The organism is Cupriavidus sp. DL-D2 (genome assembly GCF_039710735.1).
Lineage (GTDB): Bacteria > Pseudomonadota > Gammaproteobacteria > Burkholderiales > Burkholderiaceae > Cupriavidus.
The window spans coordinates 14,863-33,960 of the sequence record NZ_JBDKXK010000035.1 but is presented as its reverse complement, the minus strand read 5'-3'; the positions used below and the strand labels follow the sequence as shown (position 1 = coordinate 33,960).

Here is a 19,098-nt window from a genome sequence, read left to right as displayed (position 1 = left end):
TCGACAGCTAACGCTGCGAGGGGTTTTGTCTTTGGGCTCCAGGTTCTACATCCAGTTCTGCAAAGCCAGACCAGCTTCAAATCCGTAGACTTCAAATCCCTCGATACTGTCCTGCACGCGCAACACTCTGTTTCGCGCACTGCAGTGCGGAATGCCAACTGGCGGCATCCTCTGTCAACGGCCCCTTAACTGCCTCGAATGAAGTATTTCACTTCATTACGTCCTATTTTCTGTCATCCTGATTCATCTACGAACTGGTAGGATGTCATCCTATTGGAAGCATGCTTATGGAACTGACCCAGGGCATGGTACTCAAATGCTGCAGTGCCGCAGGGAAGAAGGCCGAACCCGGAGGAGGTTGGCGTTCAGACTTGCGGGTATTCGTGGGAATCTTCTGAATCGCACGTCTTTGTCGTCGCGCCGTCAGCAGAACTTTGCGAAACAGTCTATGGTTAGCATCCGACGATGCGATGTCTCCGACAGATGGGACACGGGCCGCGAACAACGGTCATGACAACCGTCGAGAATTGAGCAGTATCTTTTGAGAATACGGGGAGCAGGGCCGCCCAAGCCGGCAGTCCTGTGCCGGACGCGCGCGCGGCGTGTCCGGTGTGTGTTTTTCCTCCAGGCCAGCACGCTGGCGAAAGCAGGGGCTCATGGCGACAATCCGCTGATCACGAATCCGAACTCGTGCCTGGTGCAGGCACGCCAATTGCGTCCACGCGCGCCGTGGCGCCTCCTGGCTTTGGCCAGGTCCAAAGAAGAACTTTCCGTTTCATCCTCGAGGAAATCGCTATGCAAGCAATGCGCGCCAAGCGTGCTTTGATTCCAGGCATGCTGGCTCTTGCCGTCACGATGTTGGTCGCGTGCGGGAAAGAGAACAAGGCCCCGGCGGCCCAGGTGCCTGAAGTGAAAGTCGTCACGCTGAAGGACGAGACCGTTACGCTCGATACATCGCTGCCTGGCCGGACCCTGGCATATCGGATTGCCGAAGTGCGTCCGCAGGTCAACGGCATCATCCAGAAGCGGCTTTTCGTCGAAGGTAGCGACGTCAAGCAAGGTCAGCAGTTGTATCAGATCGACCCGTCCACATACGAGGCTACGGCGAAAAGCGCCGAGGCCACATTGGAATCCTCGCGGCTGCTGGCGCAGCGCTATGGCAAGCTCGTGGGCGATGAGGCCGTCAGCAAGCAGCAAGCAGCGGAAGCGCAAGCCTCGTTCCTGCAAGCCAAGGCTGCTGTAGATCAGGCTCACATCAACCTGCGGTATACCAAGGTGCTGTCCCCAATCTCGGGCCGTATCAGCCGTTCGCTGGTCACGGAGGGTGCGCTGGTAACCAATGGTCAGGCCAACGCACTCACCACCATTCAGCAGCTGGATCCAATCTATGTGGACGTGACGCAGCCTTCCGCATCCATCCTGCGTCTGCGCAAGGAACTGGCGAATGGTCAGTTGCAGAACGCTGGCGCGAATGCCGCGAAGGTATCGCTGCAGTTGGAAGACGGCAGCACCTATCCGGAGCAAGGACGTCTGGAATTCACGGAAGTGGCAGTTGATCAGGGCACCGGTTCGGTGACGGTACGTGCCGTATTCCCGAATCCGCGCTTCGAACTGCTGCCTGGCATGTTCGTGCATGCCCGTCTGGCCGAAGGTGTACGGCAATCCGCGATTCTTGCGCCGCAACGTGGCGTGACGCGTGACCTGAAGGGTCAAGCAACCGCGCTCGTGGTGAATGGCAACAATGAAGTGGAACTGCGCGTGCTCAAGACCACCCGTACGATCGGTACGAGCTGGCTGATTACCGAGGGGCTGAAGGCAGGGGATCGCGTGATCGTGGAAGGGCTGCAGTTCGTCCGTCCGGGCGCGAAGGTCAACGCCACGGAGGCAACGCCAGCACAAGCCGGCGCGGTGCCTGCCGCTTCGACTCCTGCAGCCGCCGCATCTGCACCCGCAGCATCCGCGCCCGCCGCCAAGTCCTGATCCGGACTGTCGCATAAGGATTTTCCATGTCCAATTTCTTTATCGAGCGGCCGATCTTTGCGTGGGTGATTGCGCTCGTGATCATGCTGGCTGGCGTGTTGTCGATACGCTCGCTGCCGGTCACGCAATATCCCGCTATCGCGCCGCCCACGATCGCCATCTCCGTGAACTACCCGGGTGCCTCCGCGCAGACGGTGCAGGACACCGTGGTGCAGGTGATCGAGCAGCAACTGAACGGCCTGGACCGTCTGCGCTACATCTCGTCGGAGTCCAACTCCGACGGCAGCATGACGATCACGGCCACGTTCGAGCAGGGCACCAACCCTGATATCGCGCAGGTACAAGTCCAGAACAAGCTGGCCCTGGCCCAGCCGCTGCTTCCGCAGGAAGTACAGCAGCAGGGTATCCGCGTGGTGAAGTCGGTGCGAAACTTCCTGATCATCGTCGGGTTGATCTCGACTGATCCAAAGACCTCGCGCGAAGACCTCTCGAACTACATTGTCTCGAACCTGCAGGACCCGATCTCGCGTACCGCGGGTGTGGGTGACTTCCAGGTCTTCGGTTCGCAGTACGCGATGCGGATCTGGCTCGATCCGGCCAAGCTGAACAGCTTCCAGCTGGCCCCGCTCGACGTCAGCACTGCCATCAAGGCGCAGAACGTACAGGTGGCCTCAGGCCAACTGGGTGGACTGCCTGCCGTGTCCGGCCAGCAGCTCAATGCCTCGGTGATCGGCAAGACGCGTCTGCAGACTGCCGAGCAGTTCGGCAACATCTTGCTGAAGGTTAACGCCGACGGCTCTCAGGTTCGCCTGAAGGATGTGGCCGAAGTGGGCCTGGGTGGGCAGGACTACTCGATCAACGCCCAGTACAACGGGCGTCCGGCATCGGGTATCGCCATCCGCCTGGCGGCTGGCGCCAACGCACTGGATACCGTCAAGAACATCCGCAACACGTTGAACCAGCTGGAGCCGTCGTTCCCGCCGGGGATCAAGGTGGTGTTCCCGTACGACACCACGCCGGTGATTGCGGATTCGATCCACGAGGTGGTGAAGACACTGCTCGAAGCGATCGTGCTGGTGTTCCTGGTGATGTATCTGTTCCTGCAGAACTTCCGTGCCACGCTGATCCCGACGATCGCCGTGCCGGTGGTGCTGCTGGGCACGTTTGGCGTGTTGGCTGCGTTCGGCTACTCGATTAACACCCTGACGATGTTCGGGATGGTGTTGGCGATTGGCCTGCTGGTGGACGATGCCATCGTGGTGGTGGAGAACGTCGAGCGGGTGATGTCCGAGGAGGGGCTCGGGCCCAAGGAAGCGGCACGCAAGTCGATGGGCCAGATCCAGGGTGCGCTGGTGGGTATTGCGCTGGTGCTGTCCGCAGTGTTCTTGCCGATGGCATTCTTCGGCGGATCCACGGGCGTGATCTATCGACAGTTCTCGATCACGATCGTCTCGGCCATGGCGCTGTCCGTGCTTGTGGCGCTGGTACTGACACCGGCACTGTGCGCGACAATGCTGAAGCCGATCGAGAAGGGCGACCACGGCGAGCACAAGCAGGGATTCTTCGGCTGGTTCAATCGCGGCTTTATTCGTACGACGCAAAAGTACGAACGTAGCGTTGTGGGCATCCTCAAGCGCCGCGCGCCGTTCCTCTTGATCTACGTGGGCATCGTGCTGGTCATGGGCTTCCTGTTCACGAAGATTCCGACGTCGTTCCTGCCGGAAGAAGACCAGGGCGTGCTCTATGCCCAGGTGCAGACGCCGCCGGGTTCGTCGGCTGAACGAACGCAGGCGGTGCTCGATCAGATGCGTAACTACCTGCTGAACGACGAAGGCAAGATCGTCGAATCACTGTTCACGGTCAACGGCTTCAACTTTGCCGGCCGGGGCCAGAGCTCGGGTCTGGCGTTCATCCTGCTGAAGCCGTTCAAGGAGCGGGAGGGTGACGCCACCAGCGTATTCGACCTGACCAAGCGTGCGCAGGCCAAGTTCAGCACGTTCCGCGATGCACTGGCCTTTGCGTTTGCACCGCCGGCGGTGCAGGAACTCGGTAACGCCACGGGCTTTGACTTCTACATGCAGGATCAGGCGGGTCTGGGCCACGAGGCGCTGATGGAGGCGCGCAACAAGTTCCTGGCCCTCGCCGCCAAGGATCCGGCGTTGCAACGCGTACGTCCGAACGGTCTGAACGACGAGCCACAGTATTTGCTCGAGATCGACGACGAACGTGCGCGTGCGCAGGGGGTCTCGCTGTCAGACATCAACAGCACGGTGTCGATTGCGTGGGGTTCCAGCTACGTGAACGACTTCATCGACCGGGGTCGGGTGAAGCGCGTGTATCTGCAGGGCCAGCCCAATGCGCGGATGAATCCGGACGACTTGAACAAGTGGTTCGTGCGCAATGCGGATGGCGCGATGGTGCCGTTCTCGGCGTTCGCCACGGGCAAATGGGGCTATGGTTCTCCCAAGCTGCAGCGTTACAACGGTGTGCCCGCAGTGGAAATTCTGGGCGAACCGGCGGCGGGCAAGAGCTCGGGCGATGCCATGGCGGCGGTCGAGGCCATCATGAAGCAGATGCCGCAAGGGATCTCGTATTCGTGGACCGGTCTGTCGTATGAAGAACGGTTGTCGGGCTCGCAGGCGCCAGCGCTTTACGCACTGTCGCTGCTCGTGGTGTTCCTGTGTCTGGCCGCGCTGTATGAAAGCTGGGCGATTCCGTTCTCGGTGATGCTGGTGGTGCCGCTGGGCGTGATTGGCGCATTGCTGGCTACGCTGGGTCGCGGACTGTCGAACGACGTGTTCTTCCAGGTGGGTCTGCTGACCACTATCGGGCTATCGGCGAAGAACGCGATTCTGATCGTGGAGTTCGCCAAGGATCTGCATGACGAAGGGAAGGGCCTGGTCGAAGCGGCCGTGGAAGCGTGCCGCATGCGCTTGCGGCCCATCATCATGACGTCACTGGCCTTTGTGCTGGGTGTGTTCCCGCTGGCCGTGTCGCAAGGTGCAGGTTCGGGCAGCCAGCACGCGATCGGCACGGGCGTGATCGGCGGCATGATCACGGCCACCGTCCTGGCTATCTTCTGGGTCCCGCTGTTCTTCGTCGTCGTCAATGCGCTCAAGGAGCGACGCGGCAAATCCGGATCGTCCTCCCTGGAAACGGGAGCCAAGGCATGAAAAGAACGCTAATTTATCTGGCCGCGGCAGCGGCGATGGCCGGCTGCAGCCTGATTCCGACCTATGAGAAGCCGGCGGCACCGGTGGATGCTGCCTATCCGCAGGGCGACGCGTACAAAGGCGCCGCCGCAGCTGGCGCGCAGACGCCGCCCGCAGTCGAACTCGGTTGGCGCGACTACTTTGCCGATCCGCGTCTGAAGCGGCTGATCGAGGTGGCGCTGCAGAACAATCGTGACCTGCGCGTGGCAGCGTTGAATGTCGACGCCTATCGCGCGCAGTACCGTATCCAGCGTGCTGACCTGTTCCCGGAAGTGGGTGCCACGGGACAGGGCACGCGGCAGCGCGTGCCGGCTGACCTGTCATCGACGGGCCAGCGTGTCATCAGCAGCCAGTACGGTGTGTCGTTGGGCACCACCGCGTGGGAGATCGATCTGTTCGGCCGTCTGCGCAGTCTGAGCGAAGCGGCGCTGGAGCAGTATTTTGCGAGCGAGGAAGCGCGCCGCAGCACGCAGATTTCGCTGGTGGCCAGCGTGGCCAACGCTTACCTGACGATGCGCGCCGACGAGGCGAACCTGAAGGTAACGCGCGAGACATTGGGCACCTATGAGCGCACGTACAACCTGACGAAGCGCAGCTTCGAGGAAGGCATCGCATCGCGGCTGGACCTGCGCCAGTCGCAGACGCAGGTGGAGAACGCGCGTGCTTCGCTGGCACGCTATACGCGCCTGGTGGCCCAGGACGCGAATGCGCTGACGCTGCTGCTCGGTGCGAGCATGCCGATGGATCTGCCCGAAGGACTGGGGCTGGATCAGAAGCTTGTGGCCGATGTACCGGCTGGTGTGCCGTCGGATTTGCTGCAGAATCGTCCGGACATCCTGTCGGCCGAGCACCGCCTGAAGTCGGCCAACGCCGATATTGGCGCCGCACGTGCGGCGTTCTTCCCGCGCATTGCGCTGACTGCCTCGGGCGGTACGGGTAGTCGCCAGTTGTCCGGCTTGTTCGATGCCGGATCAGGTACGTGGCTGTTCTCGCCGCAGATTACGGTGCCGATTTTCACGGCCGGCAGCCTGCGCGCGAGCCTGGACTACGCAAAGATCCAGAAGGACATCAACATTGCCACGTACGAGAAGACCGTGCAGTCGGCGTTCCGTGAAGTGTCCGATGGATTGGCCGCGCGCGGCACGTTTACCGATCAGCTCGATGCGCAACTGCGGCTCGTGGAAGCCAGCCGGGATTATTTCCAGCTGGCCGAAGGCCGCTACCGCACGGGTGTGGACAGCTACCTGACCTTGCTTGATGCGCAGCGGCAACTGTTCACCGCGCAGCAGGCGCTGATCGATGCCCGCCTGAACCAGTTGACCAGCGAGGTCAACCTGTACAAGGCACTGGGCGGCGGACTGAACGAAGTCACGGGTGCTCCCGCACCAGATGCTGGCACGACGACGGGCAGCACGTCGCAGGCCGGCAAGTCCGCGTCGTAGATCCACGCGGCACAAAGTAGACCTCGAAGAGGCAGCTCAGGCTGCCTCTTTTTTCTCCGGCAGATGGACGGCGCTCGCCCTATAATTCCGTAATCATTGATCGCACAATAATTGATCGGGCAATAGATATGGCTGTGGATACACGTCCGGCGCAGGGCGATGAGCCGAAGGTGCAGGATACGGGGCAAGTGTTGCCGTTCCGGGAATCGCTGTTGGCGATGCTGGGCATCGCGTTCGTGGTGATGCTGGTGGCTTTGGACCAGACCGTCATCAGTACGGCGCTGCCCACAGTGGTGGCCGAACTGCAGGGATTCGAATACTACGCGTGGGTCGCCACCGCCTACTTCCTGACATCCGTCATCACGGTGCCGATCTTCGGGCGGCTGGGTGATTTCCATGGCCGCAAGCCGTTCGTGCTCGCATCGATCGTGGTGTTTCTCGTGGCCTCCGTGTTGTGCGGGATGGCAACCAGCATGCCGTTCCTGGTCGCGGCGCGAGCCCTGCAGGGCATCGGCGGCGGGATGCTGGTAGGCACGGCGTTCGCCTGTATTCCGGATCTGTTCCCTGACCCGCATGTCAGGCTGCGGTGGCAGATCATGATGAGCACGGCGTTCGGGTTGGCCAATGCAATGGGTCCATCACTGGGCGGCATCCTGACCGAATGGTTCGGCTGGCGTGCCACGTTCTTCATCAACGTCCCGGTCGGGTTGATCGGGCTGGTCTTCGCGTGGCGCTATGTGCCGCATTTACGCCAGCAATCGAACACGGGGCCGGTGCGCATCGACTGGCTCGGCGCGCTGTTGATCGCCGTGGGGCTGGGTAGCCTGCAACTGTCCGTGGAATGGTTGCCCGAGCGCGGTGCAGTGGTGGCGCTTGGCTTGATGGCCTTGTCGATTGCCGCATTCGTGGCGCTATGGCAGTGGTCGCGCCGCTGTGAATTCCCGATCTTGCCGCTCGAGATGTTCCGCAATCCCGGATTGGCGCCGCTGTTCGTGCTCGGCGTGCTGGGCGGATTCGCGATGTTTGCGCTGCTGCTTTACGCGCCGCTGCTGTTCCAAGGCGGCTTTGGCTATTCCCCGAAGGAAGCGGGGCTGCTCGTCACACCACTGGTGGTCTGCATTACCATCGGCAGCATCGTGAATGGCCGCATTATTACCCGCATTCCGCAACCGAATAGCATGCTGTATGCGGGATTCGCCATGTTGGCGCTGGCGTTGCTCGGATTGTCCCAAGCCACGCGAAGCATGCATCACAACGTGCTGTTGGCAATCATGTTGTGCGCGGGACTTGGCCTGGGTTTTGTGCTGCCGAACCTGACCGTCTTCGCACAGCAGGCTGCAGGGCGCGCGAACCTCGGTATTGCCACGGCGATGCTGCAATCGCTGCGTATGGTCGGCGGGATGGTAGGGACTGCACTCGTTGGCACGCTGGTCACGCGCAGCTATATGTCAGGCGTAACCACTGCGCTGGCTTCGGCCGATGCATCCAGCTACGCGGCGCGAATGACCGATCCGCAGATACTGATCGACAAGGCGGCGCAGACGGAATTGCTGACCAACCTGCAACAGGCAGGGCACAATGGAGCCTTGCTGCTGGAGCAGGCGCGGCTGTCGCTGGTCAATGCGATTCACCTGGGTCTGTTGCTGGCGGCCATAGCGGCGCTGATCGGTATCTGGCGCACGCGCCGTGTGCCGCCGATCAAGCTGGAGCGGGCGCAGGAACCCGCGATGGCTGCGGACTGACGACGTCCACGATTTCCCGTACACGACTTCCCCGCCAACTGGAGATTCGACTTTGGAACTGGAGCGACAAAGCCTGGCCGTATTGCAACAGTTCGGACGCACATACCGGGCCTACGCCTCGGCGTTCGAACAACGCATCGGGCATCCCTTGCCGCGTTGGCGCATTCTGTCTGCGCTGTATGGCCACGAAGGCCCCATCGCGCAAAAGCCACTTGCCGATCGCGTGGGGATGGACCCGGGCGCGTTGACGCGCCAGCTCAAGGCACTGCAGGAACTCGGCTGGATCGAGCGTACGACGAGCGAGCGCGACAACCGGATGACCAACGTCACGCTGACCGCGGCTGGCCGGGAAGTTGTCGACCAGGCCATGCCACGCCGCTCCGAATTCCTGCAGGAAGTGCTCGCGAACGTGTCCGAGACGACGATGCACAACCTGTCGAAGGGCCTCGGCCAGCTTGAGGCCGGCATCGCCGATGCAGTGGCCACCACCGCCGAACGCGACGCCGCCTGAAGTGCGTTTGATCCTTCGATTGGCCCTCCGCTAAGTCCCGAGCAGCAGCGCGGCGATTGCCGCCGGATTCGACGGGAAATAGAAGTGGACATAGGAAGCCGTCAGGCTTCCTGCCCGGTACACCGCCTCACCTTTCCCGCCTGGTCGCGGCGATGTCGCCGATATCGCGGGTGCCAGTGTCGATTCCGTGGTCGAGTAGTGGAAGGTGTGCCCACGTATTTCGTTGCTTTCCGGCGGTAGGCCAGTCCACGGCAGCAAGGCCATCTGGTGGCCGATCGCTGCCAGCTTGCGTTGCATCGTCACCGTGCCCGGTAGCAGACCGGCCATCGCGTGCGGTGCTCCATCCCGATCCACAAGCGTTTCGAACAGCGCCATCATGCCGCCGCACTCTGCGAGCATCGGCAGGCCGGAGGCGTGCGCACCGCGCAGTGCCTGCAGCATGGACAAATTGCTGGCGAGCGCGGCGCCATGCAATTCTGGATAGCCGCCGGGCAGCCATACGGCATCGCACGGCGGGAGCGCGGCGTCATGCAATGGGGAGAACCACACGAGATCGGCACCGAGCGCGAGCAGCGTATCGACATTGGCGGGATAGATGAAGCGGAACGCATCGTCGCGTGCAATGGCAACACGTTTTCCGGCCAACAATGGTGGCACTGCCGCCATCGGCGCATGGCGGAAAGGCACCGCCAGTGGCAGCTCGGCCACCGGCAGCGTGGCCAATGCATCGGCCAGATGGTCCAGCCGCGTCATGAGGTCGGGCAGTTCGTCGGCGCTGAACAGTCCAAGATGCCGCTCCGGCAGACTGGCTTCGACATGGCGGGCCAACGCACCGGCCCATTTCATTCTGCCGCGGAGGCTTTCCTCCAGCATCAAGGCATGACGCTCCGTACCGACGCCGTTGGCAAGCACCTGCATGGCGCAGAACGATTCGCCATAGTTCGCCAGTCCGTGCGCAATCGCGCCGAAGGTCTGTGCCATCGCGCCGGCCTGAATCACAGCCAGAACGGGCAGGCCGAACAGTCGCGCCACATCGGCGCTGCTTGGCGTACCGTCGTGCAGTCCCATGACCCCTTCCACAAGGATAAGGTCTGCATCGCGAGCCGCTTCAGCCAGTCGCGCCCGCGCGTCGGCTTCGCCCGTCATCCAGAGATCGATGCTGTGTACCGGCGCGCCACTGGCGGCCGCCAGCAAGGTGGGATCGAGGAAATCGGGGCCGGTCTTGAAGATGCGCACGCGGCGTCCCTGGCGCGCATGCAGTCGTGCGAGCGCGGCAGTGACGGTAGTCTTGCCCTGTCCCGACGCCGGTGCGGCGACGAGCAGGGCGGGCACCGCGAGCGGGTTGCCGGCGAGGGGCGCGGTGGATGGAGATGACATGGGCGCTTGAAGGCTGGCAGATGGAAGGCTGGCCTGCAGGCAGGGATCGAGGGCCCGGCCTGTGGGCGTGTTTCGGCTGGGTCGGTGGTCGGGCCGACGGGTGGAGCGATTATAGCGAGCGGCTTGCATGGCATTCAGTTGACGGGAAGCACCAGGCCGTAAAGGGCGGCGCATTCGAAAAGTTCGCGGTCGTTTGTCACGCCCAGTTTCTGCAGGGCGCAGTTCTTCTGGCGGCTGATGGTCTTGACGCTGCGGCAGAGCGTGGCGCCGATCTCGGTCACGGTCCGTCCGGTCAGGTAGAGCCGCAGCACTTCCATCTCGCGCGCAGACAGCCTCTGGATGCCGTCGCGACCGCAGGGCAATACGCTGCGTAGATCCACCGGCGCGAGCACGCGCAATGCCGACTTGCCGATGTAGGTGAAACCTCGCTGCGCACGATTGATTGCCGTGTGGATTTCGTCCAGCGAGCAGTCCTTGAGCAGCAGTCCCTGCACGCGGGCATCGAGGATTGTCCGCAGCACCAGCGGGTTGGTGATCATCGTGAAGACCACCACCGAGGTATCGGGATACCGCCGGCGCAGCGCAGAAATCAGCCGCACGCCATCGAGCTCGGCCGGACCCGGCATGTGGTAGTCCGTGACAACGATATCCGGCCGAAGCAGTCCGACCTGCTGCAATAGCTCTGTGGCGCTGACCACTTCGCCGCACACATCCCACCCGACCACCGCCTGCACCTTGGCTCTGACAGACGCCATGACGACGGGGTGGTCATCGGCGAGCAGTATCCTCAACGTCATCCATCGCTCCTGTCCTGTTCACATGGCATTTGCCATGGGTTTCGCATTGGGGGAAAAAGGCGCCGCACGCGGATTGACGCGCGGCGCAAACACGCAGCTACTGCGTGCTCGCGACAAGGCCGGATCAAACGGGGAGGCGAGCCGGCGCTATCGCGATGCACGATGAGAGTAATGCGGTGAGGCGCTCAACGAAGTAAGACGATTCGCAAAATGCGGGGAATTCGTGTGCGCAATCGCAGAGGAATGTGAAACGGCCCCGCGATGGCGACATCGCGGGGCCGTTTGGCAGTGGGGATGCGGAGGCGTATCAGGCCACTGCGAGCGGCCGGGCCGGTGGGCTGGCGTGGCGGCGTCCGTCGATGGCCTTGAGCGGATCGCGCAGTACCGAGGCACCTACCTCCATGATGTCGCGCAGTGCCGTGCGGTCTGCGCCGTGCTGAGGCGTCCAGAAATGCAGCGCGGCCCAGGCGGGGAAGCTGGCCGGCGGTGCCAGCAGCCGTGTCTTGCGATCACGGGTCACCAGCGGCACGTTGAAATCCAGGATCGGGCAGATGCCGCCCGCGGCGTGCAACAGCGTGATCTGCGAATGCCATGAGGGCACCACGGTCTCACGATGGCCGGGCGTGTTGGCCCGGCGTGCCAGGAATGCGTGCAGCGGGCTGCTGCTCTCGCAATCCTCCTGCAAGAGAATCCAGTCGCTTTCGGCCTCGTCGTTCGTGCCATGACGGTTGGCGCTGACCAGCCGGCGCGGCGTGGCCAGGATGCTATGCGGGATCACGCTGTCAGGAACGTGCGCACCATCGACTACGAACGCGCAGTCGAGCTCGCCGGCGTCGAGCGTGTCACCTAGCGACGCATCGGCGATCACGGGCCGCGTCACAAAGCTGTCATGCGGAAAGCGTTCGCATAACGTCGTGAGAATTTCGGTGATCACGGGGTCGCCAATCGAGGACGAAAAGCCGATGGAAAGTCGTCGTCCATGGGCAGCGCCAATCGCGGTGTGGTCATTGGCCTGGACGAGCTGGGTCCATTTGGCGAGGATCTGGCGCGCTGTCTGTTCGAGCCGCATGGCGTGAGGCGTGGGCTCCAGCGTGCCGTTACGCTTGACGAACAATGCATCGCCCGTGATTTCGCGCAGCCGGGCGAGGCTATAGGCCACGGTGGGAATCCGCCCCTGAGTGCAGGCGGCTACCGCGCTGAGATCGCGGTATTCCATGAGCAGGACGAACACATGCAATAACTTGGTGCTGACGTGGCGCATACTGACTTCTCCCGATCCGGTACTTCAATTTTTTTTCTTGTGACGAAGCACTGCAACTGCCTGAGAACAACGCCGATGCTGCGCAAGAAAAGACACGACAGCACGGAAGACCAGAACAGCTCGAACTGCAAAAGGGCGGGGGACATCCTGGATACGCCCGGGCATTGCCAACCGGTCGGTTGCACTCTCGTACAACCTCGGTCACCGCATCGCTTCGACAGTTGTGTCGATCGCGAGTGTGCTACGGCAGTGGCTCCTCTTCCTCAGGCCCGGACCCGGTGGCTCGCTGTGTCATCACCGTTGCCGGTGAGTGCCGCCGGACACCTGTCTGGTAACGCCGGGAGGCGTCTTTGCAGGTGTTTGAAATTTAGTTGTTGCGAGGAAATCTTAATACAACATTTAGCAAATCGCCAGAAAAGGTGTTCGATACGGCAATCCTGCCGACCTTGTGCAGATGCTTTGTTTGAACAAGCATACAAACGCGCGAACCGCGCTGGCTGGCCCTTGCAGCGGTGCGCAGCCATGTTTGCGTTGTTCCGCAGGGCGATACGTCAGGGCCCCGCTGAAGTTTGAATCGCTTGCTTTGCCTTCGCAAATTTCCAAATTGGAAACACGAAATTTGGTGCCGCCTCATGGCACGCGTGGCAAGGCATGAGGACGTTGACCGGCGCCTGATTGACTGAGCCGAAGCTTCCAAATTGCTTAACTCGGGTCGCGAAGACACTGAATTCCGTTTGCGCAGGCAGTGGGCTACCTTACGGGCAGATGACGGGACAGGCCGGCAGGCTGATCGGCTCGCGTGCGAGCTGACCGCAGAGCGGAGGCATTGGTGAACAGGCGCTATTCGGAAGAGCAGATTCGCATGTACCTGGCCGAGGCCGCGAGTGGCGTCCCGGTACGCGAGCTTTGTGCGCGCTATGGATTCAGCGATGCCTCGTTCTACGGCTGGCGTGCGCGATATGGTGGCGCGCGCCAGGTCGAAGCCGTGGATCTGCGCCGGATGCGCCAGCTCGAGGAAGAAAACGTCCGGCTCAAGAGTATGCTTGCGGACGCGCTACTGCGGCTCGAGCTGCTGCGCAACCGTACCGGCCGCCGTGGTCATGGCAAGTCCGACCATTGATGCGCGCATGACGCGATCTCTGTCGTGTCAGACATCCTCCGTTCATGGCCGCCGGATTGTCGTTACGTGGCGATGCAGGCATCGCCACGCATTTGTGGAGTGTTTTCAGTGAGAAAGTTTTTGGTGGCCCTGGCTGCAGTGGGATGTGTCGGTATGTCCGGTGCCCCTGTCGACGTGATGGCGCAAGGCAAGCTGCCTGAGCCAATGGTAGCGCCCGCGCCGCCGCGCATGCTTGAGCTCGATCCCGCCACCTCCACGGTGGGCGATTCCGGCGCTACGCTCTCGACCTCCCAGCGTGAGCACTGCCGCCAGTTGCTCGACAAGATCAACGCGTTGCCCGCAGGACCTCAATGGTCACAAGGACAGTCCAGTGTGACCACGGCCGACGGACGCACCTACTCCACGCTGGAGCGCGCACCCGACCGCAAGCGGCTGGAGGAAGCCTATCGGCAGGAGTGCGCGCAGGCGCGCAAGTAGGTTCTGGCACGGGGCGGCAGGCAAGCGTTGGCAAGCAGGTGCGAGTTCGATAGTAGAAGGTTGCGGTGCGCAGTTGCGTGAGTCCATTCGTCATTGACCTGGAGCGAGCATGTTTCGCGTGCAACGATTTCTTGCCCGGTGGTCCTGTTGCCTGGGGATGATGCTGCTGGCCGGCACAGGCAGTGCGCTGGCGCAGGCCAAGCTCGACAAGCCTCATCTCGATCAGCTGCTGGCGCCTGTGGCGCTCTATCCTGATGCATTGCTGTCGCAAGTACTGATGGCGTCCACCTATCCGGCCGATGTGGCAACCGCCGCGCAGTGGTCGAAGGCGAATGCGAGCCTGTCCGGCGACGCGGCAACAAAGGCCGTGGCCAGCGAAGGCTGGGATCCCAGCGTGCAATCGCTTGTGGCGTTTCCATCGGTGATGGACATGATGGGGCGCCAGCCGCAGTGGGTGCAATCGGTGGGTGACGCGTTCCTTGCCCAGCCCGACGATGTCATGGATTCCGTCCAGCGGCTGCGCGTGCAGGCGCAGCAGGCGGGCTCGCTCAAGACCACCGAACAGCAGAAGGTGGTGACCCAGCAGAGCGGCGGCACGACGATCGTCCAGATCGAGCCGGCCAACCCGCAGGTGGTCTACGTGCCGGCGTACAACCCCACGGTGGTCTATGGCGCGTGGCCTTATCCGGCCTATCCGCCTGCTTACTATCCGCCGCCGCCGGGATCGGTGTTTGCCACCTCGCTCGTGGCCGGCATCGGCTTCGGTCTCGGCGTGGCGGCGGTCAATTCGCTCTGGGGCGGATTCAACTGGAACAACCACGACGTCAATATCAACGTCAATCGCTACAACAACATCAACGTGAACCAGCGGTTGGACGTGAACCGCGCCAACGTGAACTGGCAGCATAACCCGGCCAATCGCGGCAACGTCCCGTACAACAATCCCAACGTGTCGAACCGGTTCGACGCACAGCGCCAGCAGGGCCTGGCCAATCGACAGCAGAATCGGCCGCCGGGCCAGACCGGCCAGTTGGGCGCCCAGCGTCCGGGGCAGGGTGGCGGCGGTGTGCAGAATCAGCGCGATGCTGCACGCGACCGCGCCGCGCAGTCGTTCCAGGGTCGAACCGGGCAATCGATCGAAGGGCACGGCGGGCGGGGCGTGAATCGACAGGCGGGACAGAACCCACGCGCAGCCGGTGCGGATCGCCAACGTGCCGATCAGGCGGATGCGCGGAACCGCTCCCGCAATGCCAATCGCGACAACGCATTCCGCGACGCGGGCAATGGAGATCGGCAGCGCCAGCAGGTTCAGCGCGGCAACAACAGTGTCCAGCGCACGGGCGGCCAGTCACCGCGCCACGCCATGCCGCAGCGTTCCGCGCCGCAACGCTCGGGCGGCGGCGGGGGCGGCTTTCATGGTGGCGGTGGTGGCGGACATCTCGGTCATGGTCGGAGATAACGATGATGCGTGAACAGACAAGTGACACCAGGCGTGCGCTGCGGCTGCGTCCGTTGCGCATGCTGGCGATGGCTACCTTGCTGTGCGTTGCCGCACCGGTCATGGCCCAGGAGATGTTCCCGTCCCCCGAAGCGGCAATGAATGCGCTCGGCGATGGCGTGGCACGCAGCGACCAGGATGCGCTCCGGCGCGTGCTCGGTGCCCAGTACACCAGGCTTCTGCCGCCGCAGCTTGATCAGCAGGATGTCTATGACTTCCTTGGCGCATGGGCTGCGCATCATACGATCCGCAGCCAGGGCGATGGCGCGGCGAGTATCGAGGTGGGGCCGAGCGGGTGGACCTTCCCCGTTCCCATCGTCAAGCGTCAAGCAGGCTGGCAGTTCGACCTGCAGGCCGGTGAGCGCGAAGTCCGGGTGCGGCGAATCGGGCGCAACGAAATTGTGGCGATGGACACGCTGTTGCAGCTGGCCGACGCACAGCAGCGTTATGCCGAGCAGGTTGGCAATGGGGCATATGCCCGGCAACTGGTCAGCACACCGGGCAAGACCAACGGTCTTTATTGGCCATCGGCCTCGATAGATACCGACAGTCCGCTGGGACCGGACGCGCTGGCGATGGTGCCCGAGACGCCGCCTGACGAGGCGTTCTATGGCTATCGTTTCCGTGTGATCGCAGCACCTGCGGGAAGCAAGGCCAAGTATGGACTGCTTGCGTGGCCCGCCCGTTATGGCCAAACCGGCGTACACACCTTTCTGCTCGATAGCGACCGGAATTTTTATCAGCGTGACTTCGGTAGCGCCACCGCAAGCCGGGCGGGCGGCATCCGCTCGCTTTCTACCGAGGGCTGGACGCCGGTAGCGGAGCGGTAGTTCGTGTCAGGCGCTGCGCCGGGGCTGTGTAATCGGCACCCGACAAAGGCCGGAATTGTTTCCTTTTCTCATGTTGCTTCTTACAGACAATGGCGAGGATGGCGCCGTTTGTCTGTGTTATGCTGCGTCGCACAATAAGGAGGAGCCACGTTCACAGACGAGCAGGAGTCTTCACATGGCGAAAAGCCTGTCTCCGGCCTGGGATACGCAATGGCGCCGCTTGGGCCGAGCGCAGTACCGGGCCTTGCAAAAATCAGGATCCTGGCTGGAACGGATCGATTTTCCGTTTTCGGCCCCTGTCCGGGCGCGACATCCCGCGCCAGGCCAACCCGCACCTCACGACCTGCCCGGCGCATGGCAGGAGCTCAGGCTTCCGCTGGCGCCGCTGCCTGGCGAACTGGTGCCGCAGCTTTCCTATCGGCTCTACATTCCGTCCCGCGCCAAGGGTGCATTGCCCGTGGTGGTGATGCTGCACGGCTGCCAACAGACCCCCGAAAACCTTGCCGCAGGCACGCGGATGAATGCGCTGGCCGAGCGCGAAGGCTTTATCGTGGCCTATCCGCAGCAGCCGCTACGCCGTTCGGTGCACCGTTGCTGGCAGTGGTTTGATCTGGGTGCCGGGGTTGGCGGGCGGGAGGCGCAAGCCGTCTCCATGCTGATCGATGAACTGGCTGCGCGTCCCGATGTGCGTAGCGGCGAGATTTATCTGGCCGGCCTGTCGGCCGGCGCGGCCATGGCCGCCGTGGTGGCGCTGCGCTATCCCGGCAAGGTGGCCGCAGTGGGCCTGCATTCCGGTGTGGTGATCGGCGCGGCCGATACACCGGCCGGGGGCCTCAAGGCGATGCGCGAGGGGTCCGAGACAGCGCCGGCGATGCTGCTGGATGCGGCGGGGGTGACGCTTGGCGGTCCGGAAATGCCGGCCATCGTGTTACACGGTCTGGACGACGATGCGGTGAATCCACTCAATGGGCGGCTGCTGGCGCGGCAGTTCCTGGCCTACAACGGCCTGAGCGACCAGCTTGGGCAACGGCTCGATTGCGCCAACGATGCGCCACCCGTGGGCGAGGGCGAATGCCGTGAGGCGCGCTTCGGACGTTGGGGCCGCGATCTCGTCAGGCTCGTCGAAGTGGCGGGGCTGGGGCACGCCTGGAGCGGTGGCGATGCGGCGGTGCCGTATCACAGTGCCCTGGGGCCCGACGCAAGCTGGTTGATGTGGCAGTTCTTCCGGCAGCATCGGCGGATGGTCTAGCCAGGAATGAGCAAGAAAAAAAAGGGGAAGGCTGGTGGCCTTCCCCTTTTTCGTCATCGCTTCCGGAGGGCGCTGGTGCGATCAGACTGCGCGCTTGCGGATGAACAGGGCGGTGATGATGCCCATGATGCAGACGGCCACGACATAGTGCGCAGGAGCGAGCTTGTCGGTCTTCAGCATCAGCGAGACCACCACCGGGGTCAGCCCGCCGAAGATCGCGTACGAGACGTTGTACGAGAACGACAGGCCCGAGAAGCGCACCTGCGCCGGGAAGGCGTGGACCAGAACGTACGGCACCGCGCCGATCGTGCCGACGAAGAAACCGGCCAGCGCATAGAGCGGCAGCAGCAGGTCCGGGCGCGTGCCCACCGTGGTGTAGAGCGCATAGGCCGTGGCGGCCAGGAATACGCCGCCGACGGCCAGCGTCACGCGCGGTCCGATGCGGTCGGCCAGCACGCCAGCCACCACACAGCCCACCGACAGGCACAGCGTGGCCGCACTATTGGCGACAAGGGCGGTGCGTGGATCGAAGCCGAACAGGGTTTGCAGATAGGTGGGCGTCAGCAGAATCACCACGACGATGGCGGCGGACAGCATCCACGTCAGCAGAACCGAGATCAGCACGGCGCCGCGATGATCGCGGATCACGGCCTTGAGCGGCATTTCGGCGGCAAGCGCCTTGCGTTGCTGCAGTTCGGCGAACACCGGCGTCTCATGCAGCCAGCGGCGCAGGTACATCGAGCCCACGCCGAACACGCCGCCCAGGATGAACGGCAGACGCCAGCCGTGCGAGATGACTTCCTCGGGCGTGAACACGGCGTTGATGCCCGTGGCCACCAGTGAACCCAACAGGATGCCTGCCGTGAGACCGGCGGTCAGCGTGCCGCAGGCATAGCCGATGTGGCGCGGGGGCACGTGCTCGGAGACGAACACCCATGCGCCTGGCACTTCGCCACCGACGGCGGCGCCTTGCAGGACACGCATCAGGAGCAGCAGCATCGGGGCCAGCAGGCCGATCGTGGCGTAGGTGGGCAGCAGGCCCATCAGCAGCGTGGGCACCGACATCAGCAGGATCGACAGCGTGAACATCTTCTTGCGGCCGAGCAGGTCGCCGAAGTGCGCCATGATGATGCCGCCGAGCGGACGCGCCAGGTAGCCTGCCGCAAAGATGCCGAAGGTCTGGAGCAGACGCAGCCAGTCCGGCACGGATGCGGGGAAGAACAGCTGGCCGATGACCTTGGCGAAAAAGACGAAGATGATGAAATCGTAGAACTCAAGCGCGCCGCCGAGTGCGGCCAGCGCTAGTGTCTTGTAGTCCTGGCCGGTCAGCGGGCGGGCGGCGTGGCCGCCTTGCGCACCCATTGCCCCGGCTGTACTGCTGGAGGTGGACATGAAATGACTCGCATGGATATTGACTTCACATGCGAAGCGCGCAACACGGATAACGTGGAGGAAGACGGCCGAAGGGTGACAGCACGAACTTGGCGAACCGGGCCGGCGGATAGCTGGCGGGCACGACGGTACGCTTCGCAAAGGCGTAAAGATACCAGATTGGCATTTCCCATTACTTCGATTTTCCGCAACCAGATACTAAATCGCCCT

14 protein-coding genes are annotated in these 19,098 nt (G+C 63.0%); 10 read left to right on the top strand and 4 right to left on the bottom strand.

The features are described 5' to 3' along the window. The first annotated feature begins 795 nt into the window (after positions 1–795). The 5 genes from ABDB81_RS19005 (at position 796) to ABDB81_RS18985 (ending at position 8,887) form a co-directional block, all read left to right on the top strand. Positions 796–1,980, top strand: a complete 1,185-nt coding sequence (locus ABDB81_RS19005) for an efflux RND transporter periplasmic adaptor subunit (protein WP_137924565.1) — start codon at positions 796–798, stop codon at positions 1,978–1,980. 26 nt (positions 1,981–2,006) lie between these two features. Then, on the top strand, positions 2,007–5,153 hold the full coding sequence (locus tag ABDB81_RS19000; protein WP_137924564.1) for an efflux RND transporter permease subunit: 3,147 nt from the start codon (positions 2,007–2,009) through the stop codon (positions 5,151–5,153). Then, entirely contained in the window at positions 5,150–6,634 is a 1,485-nt protein-coding gene (locus tag ABDB81_RS18995) for an AdeC/AdeK/OprM family multidrug efflux complex outer membrane factor (protein ID WP_346812913.1), read from the top strand. The genes ABDB81_RS19000 and ABDB81_RS18995 overlap by 4 nt, the downstream gene beginning before the upstream one ends. A 218-nt stretch (positions 6,635–6,852) precedes the next feature. Beyond that, on the top strand, positions 6,853–8,376 hold the full coding sequence (locus tag ABDB81_RS18990) for an MFS transporter (RefSeq protein WP_137924577.1): 1,524 nt from the start codon (positions 6,853–6,855) through the stop codon (positions 8,374–8,376). Positions 8,377–8,428: 52 nt separating this feature from the next. Further along, on the top strand, positions 8,429–8,887 hold the full coding sequence (locus ABDB81_RS18985; RefSeq protein WP_137924562.1) for a MarR family transcriptional regulator: 459 nt from the start codon (positions 8,429–8,431) through the stop codon (positions 8,885–8,887). 30 nt (positions 8,888–8,917) lie between these two features. Here ABDB81_RS18985 and ABDB81_RS18980 read toward each other — a convergent pair whose 3' ends face one another. The 3 genes from ABDB81_RS18980 to ABDB81_RS18970 form a co-directional block, all read right to left on the bottom strand. Further along, the gene (locus tag ABDB81_RS18980; protein ID WP_346812912.1) at positions 8,918–10,264 is read right to left on the bottom strand and encodes a cobyrinate a,c-diamide synthase; all 1,347 of its coding nucleotides are present in this window, start codon (positions 10,262–10,264) and stop codon (positions 8,918–8,920) included. A 134-nt stretch (positions 10,265–10,398) separates the two neighbouring features. Beyond that, positions 10,399–11,061, bottom strand: a complete 663-nt coding sequence (locus ABDB81_RS18975) for a response regulator (protein ID WP_137924560.1) — start codon at positions 11,059–11,061, stop codon at positions 10,399–10,401. A gap of 307 nt (positions 11,062–11,368) precedes the next feature. Continuing rightward, on the bottom strand, positions 11,369–12,322 hold the full coding sequence (locus ABDB81_RS18970) for a LysR family transcriptional regulator (protein ID WP_346812911.1): 954 nt from the start codon (positions 12,320–12,322) through the stop codon (positions 11,369–11,371). Between the two features lie 829 nt (positions 12,323–13,151). Between ABDB81_RS18970 and ABDB81_RS18965 the strand changes: the two genes are divergently transcribed. The 5 genes from ABDB81_RS18965 (at position 13,152) to ABDB81_RS18945 (ending at position 17,496) form a co-directional block, all read left to right on the top strand. Further along, entirely contained in the window at positions 13,152–13,442 is a 291-nt protein-coding gene (locus ABDB81_RS18965; protein ID WP_137924558.1) for a transposase, read from the top strand. Between the two features lie 153 nt (positions 13,443–13,595). Continuing rightward, positions 13,596–13,919, top strand: a complete 324-nt coding sequence (locus ABDB81_RS18960) for a hypothetical protein (RefSeq protein ID WP_137924576.1) — start codon at positions 13,596–13,598, stop codon at positions 13,917–13,919. Positions 13,920–14,028: 109 nt separating this feature from the next. Then, positions 14,029–15,378: a DUF3300 domain-containing protein gene (locus tag ABDB81_RS18955; RefSeq protein WP_346812909.1), complete on the top strand. Its 1,350-nt coding sequence runs from the start codon at positions 14,029–14,031 to the stop codon at positions 15,376–15,378. Positions 15,379–15,380: 2 nt separating this feature from the next. Beyond that, the gene (locus ABDB81_RS18950; protein WP_346812908.1) at positions 15,381–16,247 is read left to right on the top strand and encodes a DUF2950 family protein; all 867 of its coding nucleotides are present in this window, start codon (positions 15,381–15,383) and stop codon (positions 16,245–16,247) included. A gap of 175 nt (positions 16,248–16,422) precedes the next feature. Next, positions 16,423–17,496, top strand: a complete 1,074-nt coding sequence (locus tag ABDB81_RS18945) for a PHB depolymerase family esterase (RefSeq protein ID WP_137924556.1) — start codon at positions 16,423–16,425, stop codon at positions 17,494–17,496. An 81-nt stretch (positions 17,497–17,577) separates the two neighbouring features. Here the strand turns inward: ABDB81_RS18945 and ABDB81_RS18940 are convergent, their stop codons facing one another. Next, positions 17,578–18,888 carry an MFS transporter gene (locus tag ABDB81_RS18940; RefSeq protein ID WP_160474121.1) on the bottom strand — a complete coding sequence of 437 codons (1,311 nt, stop codon included), beginning with the start codon at positions 18,886–18,888 and terminating at the stop codon, positions 17,578–17,580. Positions 18,889–19,098: the final 210 nt, after the last annotated feature.